The 5,859-nt window shown below is 42.3% G+C and carries 5 protein-coding genes; all 5 read left to right on the plus strand.

The features are described from left to right. The coding region (locus tag RH89_RS12320; protein WP_004402205.1) for an FIST C-terminal domain-containing protein at window positions 1-393 on the plus strand (393 nt) is incomplete at its 5' end. Continuing rightward, window positions 393-2,459, plus strand: a complete 2,067-nt coding sequence (locus RH89_RS12325) for a hybrid sensor histidine kinase/response regulator (protein WP_004402206.1) — start codon at window positions 393-395, stop codon at window positions 2,457-2,459. The genes RH89_RS12320 and RH89_RS12325, both read left to right, overlap by 1 nt. Before the next feature lie 152 nt (window positions 2,460-2,611). Beyond that, on the plus strand, window positions 2,612-3,307 hold the full coding sequence (locus RH89_RS12330; RefSeq protein ID WP_004402207.1) for a transglycosylase SLT domain-containing protein: 696 nt from the start codon (window positions 2,612-2,614) through the stop codon (window positions 3,305-3,307). 1,299 nt (window positions 3,308-4,606) lie between these two features. Continuing rightward, window positions 4,607-5,140, plus strand: a complete 534-nt coding sequence (locus RH89_RS12340; RefSeq protein WP_004402209.1) for a DUF2726 domain-containing protein — start codon at window positions 4,607-4,609, stop codon at window positions 5,138-5,140. A gap of 242 nt (window positions 5,141-5,382) precedes the next feature. Further along, the coding region (locus RH89_RS12345) for a FadR/GntR family transcriptional regulator (RefSeq protein WP_004402210.1) at window positions 5,383-5,859 on the plus strand (477 nt) is incomplete at its 3' end.

Here is a 5,859-nt window from a genome sequence, read left to right on the forward strand (position 1 = left end):
CTACAAATTGTCTCATCCGGTGAAAACTTACCAGCAATGGGGAAGGGAGTAGAGCTGTTTACAGAAATCGCAGAAGGCGAACGTGTCCATCTCATGACAGGATCTAAAGAGCGACTCATCAGCCGGGCTGGCAAAGTCATTCAATTAACTAATGACGCCTGTATTGATATGGGCGAACCGTTAGGTGCCATCAACATATTCTGCGCGGGATCCATGCTTCACATAGAAAGTGCAATGAATACAGTGTGCGAACAGGTACACAGTGCACTTAAGAATCAACCTTTTATCTGCCCATTCACGTATGGCGAACAGGGTAGGTTTGAAAACGGTATAAATGCGCACGGCAACCTTATGGTGTCTTCCGTTGTGTTTCATCAAAGTAAGAGAGTCTAATGAACGCTTTTGATAAAGAGCAGCTCCAAGAAGCCCTTTTTGAATTACAAAAAAGCAAAGAAAAAGAACAAAAACTGCTTGATGAAAACAGAGCGATCCTTGCCTCTCTCTCATCGATGACGGGGGCAAGTAACAAACACCAGATATTTAATGGTCTGCTTACCGTTCTGCGCAAATACATCAATTTTGAAGATGCCATCGTACTTTCCCGCAGCCCAGGGGAAACGGCTTTTCAGACTCTGCTGAGCACCAACAAAGTATTCCGCGACCAGGAATGGCAACAGGACGACAAACTCGACCGCGCTATTCTGGGCGAAAGCATCATCATCTACCAGCCCGAATCTCTGCTGCAATTCAGCCATTTCAACTCCATCCTGCAAGATCAGGTCAAATCTCTACTGATGACAGGCGTAGAGTCAGAAGCCAGTCAGTCGGTGATTCTGTTCATTGGCAACCGCAAAGGGCAGTTCTCCGTTGCCTGTAAGGATATTCTCGCCAGGCTGATACCGCTTATTGAACGGGCTGTTATTGATATCGACTACAAAGAGAAATTGCAGTCTTTGGTCGCAACCCGAACCAGTGAACTCAGACAAAACCGAGAGCGATTCCGAGACTTTGCCAACAGTGTAGGGGACTGTCTGTGGGAGACCAACAGTAGTTACCGCGTCACTTACATCTCCGATATTTCACCCATCAAAGTGGATTATCACGGTCAATGTATTCAAGCCATGCTGGGCGACATTCCAGAGCTTAAAAAGCTCAATGCGGCAATGGAATCACGTCAGCCGATACGCGATCTGGAATGGTGCTATAACCAAGAAGAAGGGATTTGGCTAAGCATAAGCGGCGCACCTCTTTACGATTTAGAAGGTGAGTTTTTTGGCTACCGTGGCACGGTAAAAGATATCTCTCAAAGTAAGCAGCGTTACCTTGAGCTACAACGTGCAAGAATGGAGGCGGAAAAAGCCAATCAGGCAAAATCCCAGTTCCTTGCAATGATGAGCCATGAAATCCGAACGCCTCTGAATGCCATTCTTGGGCTGATTGATGTTCAGCTTTCCAAGTGCACTAACAAAAACAATACCGAAGTCTTAAGAATGATGGAGTCATCCGCTGAGCTTTTGCTTGCAATTATCAGCGACGTACTTGATCTGTCAAAAATAGAGTCGGGCAGCTTTGAACTGGATACAAAGAACGTCAATTTACGTGACATTGTCACAGGTAACTTGCAGCATTATCAGTCACTTGCTAGCGATAAAAACCTACAGCTCTCTCTGAATCTAGCAGAAGACATTCCGAAAGAAATCCACACCGATTCAACCAGGTTGTCGCAGATTCTGTTTAATCTGGTTGGCAATGCCGTCAAGTTTACAGAGTCGGGAGAGATCAACGTCGATGTTCGCACGCAGGGCAATCAAACGTTGGTGATTCAGGTTGCCGATACTGGTATTGGAATGGATGATTCCGTACTAGAGAAGCTGTTTAAACCATTTGTCCAAGCCGACGGTTCGATAACCCGAAAATACGGAGGCACAGGGCTAGGGCTCGCAATATCTAAGCAGCTTGCCAGATTACTAGGCGGTGATATCACGGTAAACAGCACCCGCCACCAAGGCAGCAAGTTCACCGTAACCTTACCGATAATCGGCTCCAAAAGTGATGTAGGAAAAAACGCTCGCAACAGCGACGTTATCCATTCTCAGAATAAACTGAACATTCTTGTTGCAGAAGACAGCCCAGCAAACCAGATGGTGATAAAACTGATGCTGTCTAATCTTGGTCACAACGTCCACATTGTGCCTAATGGGGTTGCAGCCGTTGAGTATGTCGAGAAAAACCAGAACAACCTGGATGTGATATTCATGGACATTTCAATGCCAGAAATGGACGGTCTGGCTGCTACTAAAGTACTTCGCAAGCAAGGGGTAACGCTGCCCATCATTGCGCTAACCGCGCACGCAATGAATACCGACAAAGACCAATGTCTTGCGGCAGGCATGGACAAATTTGTCGCCAAACCAATCAGGGCAAAAGACATACAGGAAATCTTAAAAGCCTACTGCTAAACGACAATATTTGCGTTTAGTTACACGCCTTAGCCTTTGCTTACAACGCACAGTGATTCATTTCACGCTTTTATACTCAACATCCAAGGTTGATATCAAAAGCCAATTAAATGAATTACTGTTCTGCTGTGTTTTCCCAGTAAGGTTGTATCGTGAAAGCCATTTCCAGGTTATTGTACAAACTATTAAAAGTTAAAAAGCTTCAACGCAAAATAGACAAGTTCTTTTCCTTTCCCAAGCGAATCCAATCGAAAGTTCAAAAATTCTTAAAAGTCATCCCATTTACCTCAAGCCGTTCAAATAACAGAAAGCCACCGGCATCAAAAACTTATCGCGCAACAGGAAAGCTCGCCTGGGGAAAGAAAGTTTCACCTGAATTTCGAGTCAAAGTCGAAGAGATAAGTAAGCGCCTTAATATCGATCCTAACTTCCTAATGGCTTGTATGGCATTCGAAACAGCAGAAACATTCAGCCCAGCCATCAAAAACGGAGCGGGCAGTGGAGCTACCGGTTTGATTCAGTTTATGCCTGCGACAGCAAAAGGATTGGGAACATGCACAAAAAAGTTGGCTAGAATGAATGCTATAGACCAACTTGACTATGTCGAAGCTTATTTCAAACCGTACCGTAGTAGGATGCGCTCACTGGAAGACGTGTACATGGCGATTCTTTATCCCGCAGCGATTGGAAAGCCGACGTCTCACGTGTTATTCAAGAAAGGAACGATAGCTTACCGCCAGAACGCTGGGCTCGACCGCAAAAAGTCAGGGAAGATCACCATAGCAGACGCTTCATATCAGGTCAGAACCAAATTAGAAAAAGGACTGCAATCAAACTTGTGTAGCTAGAACAAAGCTGAGTGCGCGTGATAAGAGTTAGATGCATGCGACAACGGCAAGCAAAGTTGAAGTTGTAGATGCAAGAGCCTAAATGAACTAAATCTAATAGTCATTTTCTTAATCTCTGATTAAAGAAATGACTATTAGGTATTTTATGGTAAATAGGATTATTGTTAAATTGAGCGGCTTTCGAAGGGAAAGGGAGAGCTGAATGCATCAGAATCGACGTAGACTGACACCTTATTTAACATAATATACATAATGCGTACTGAGCGAGCTTTATTTAACATTCCCATTTTTTTAAATGACATTCTCATATAAAATCATGCGCACTTAGTTACCTATATAATGTTGAGTATGACTAAAAGAATCTGGAACTACTTTTTTGATAACCCAACCATCTTTATTACGTTTTGTATTGGCTACATTTCATGTGTTGGGCTATTTAATGAGTTCACCTTTTATCAGAAATACAATATCAACTTTCTACACTTCGCTGATTTAGAAGACTTTTTAATATGCGGTATTCGGATCATCCCTGCCGTTTTAGCTATCGCCTTCATACAGTTTTTGTATTTTAAGTTACTTATTATCGTTCTAGAATTCGACGTCGATAAGGAGTTACAGGGCGACTTTGGCAAAAGTGAATACGTGGATTCGTCAAAGTTCAAAGACAACTACCACGTCATCCTCAATAACATAAGAAGATCTCACAAACCTAATCATAAAAATGCTCAAGGCAGTAAATTCGGAAACACGCTTAAACGGCTTCGCACAAAGTACCTAAAATTTATACGAGATACTTTCGTCGTTGTTTCCATTATAGTGTTGGTCGGCTGCCCATATTTTCTTGTCCAGAGCACAAGCCAGATTCGTTATATTGACGTTAAAACAACTACCGTTCGATATGATGTCAAGGTACAAGAAGGTAAATCCGTCGTCACTATTGAGGATTTGAACTTGATATCAAAAACATCTAGCTCAATGATATTTATGAAATACTCTGACGTTGAAAGCGTGCTCATTCTAAATAAGAACATGATCATATCTATGAAAAAGAATTGAGATGTTAAGGAGATGCCCTCTGTTGTATACCCTATATCCCCTGCACTCTTAAGCTAAAAGTAGTTACCCTAAGCGCTAACTGGTCAATAATACTAGTAGGTCTCTGATACTTTTGTCTATTTAAACCATTCTCAATAAGCTCAAATTCGTTTGAGCCTTATCTCATTTCAAATTAATGATTCTTTCTCTCTATATAAACGCATTTCATAATCGTGAGTCAAAACAAATACTCAGGCTAGGTTTATGACACTACTTCAACTAATTCTTCTGGTTTCTTTATTTATTATCGTTTTATCTTTTAAGCTCGCCGCTGGTAAAAACCGAAAAGGCGCTTCTAAATTAACAAATAAGTATCAGTATCAACCTAGAAGGTACCTTACGACGAAAGCAGAACTCTCCTTCTACCATGCGCTTAATAACGCGGTTGGCGACAAATACAGAGTGTTCAGTAAAGTGCGGATTGCTGATGTTATTGCCCCTAAGAAAGGCTTATACAATAAGAAAGAATGGCGAATTGCGTTTAACCAAATTAGCGCGAAGCATTTTGATTACGTGCTGTGTTGCCCTAAAACCTTGGAAATTCTCTATACGGTTGAACTGGACGACGCTTCTCACCAGAAACCTTCTCGTATCAAACGCGATCAGTTAATCGAACACACTTGTGAAAGTGCCGGAGTAAAGCTTATTCGTGTACCTGTGAGTTCAGGTTATAACCCAGAGCACATTGCTTCACTTTTTGATGAATCCACGCCTGACTCAGCAGCTTCTTTTGCTTAAAAACCAGTTAAATAAGCTTTATTACCTACACCCTCGCCTTTAGCGACGCATATTCTCTTGTGTTGCTAAAGGTTTCTCAACTCCATACACACCTTAAAGATCAATGAATGTTAATGGATAGTCATTGATCAATTTTCACCCCGCTATTGATATAGAAAACAATAAAACAAGACTTCACTCACTGTTTTTGGTTATTTTTTAACCCACCATGTATGACAAGAGCAGAGTTAATAAATTCATAAATGAGAATATCTAAATCGAAACTGGCGATTGACCAGATTGTTTATGACCTATTGAAAGAAAACATTCAGCCGGGCTCCTTTCTTAAAGGAGAAAACGAATTGGCACTTGCAATGGGCGTATCGAGAACATCGGTAAGAAGCGCATTACAAACGTTAGCCAGCAAAGGGCTGATTACCATAACCCCCAAGGTAGGAAGCGTTGCCAACACACCAGATAAATGGAATTGGCTGGATCACGACGTTTTGCGCTGGGTGGCTGAATTCAAAGAGTCCGATACCTTTATTCCCCACCTGCTTGAAGTGCGTTTAATGGTAGAACCAAACGCAGCAGCGTTAGCGGCGTTAAATGCCACCGGAGACAACCTAGCCGCGATAGAAAAAGGCTACAACCTGATGGAAACAGGTTTGGCGGAGGGCGACCGAGAGAAAGTCAGAATGGGTGATATAGAATTTCATAAGCAGCTTTTAGTGGCGACC

It is taken from the genome of Vibrio nigripulchritudo ATCC 27043, assembly GCF_000222685.1.
In the GTDB taxonomy this organism is placed as follows: Bacteria; Pseudomonadota; Gammaproteobacteria; order Enterobacterales; family Vibrionaceae; genus Vibrio; species Vibrio nigripulchritudo.

Excerpts from the sequence above, each read along its gene's own strand:
- RH89_RS12325 (WP_004402206.1), top strand. The coding sequence starts at position 393 with ATGAACGCTTTTGATAAAGAGCAGCTCCAAGAAGCCCTTTTTGAATTA.
- RH89_RS12340 (WP_004402209.1), top strand. The coding sequence starts at position 4,607 with ATGACACTACTTCAACTAATTCTTCTGGTTTCTTTATTTATTATCGTT.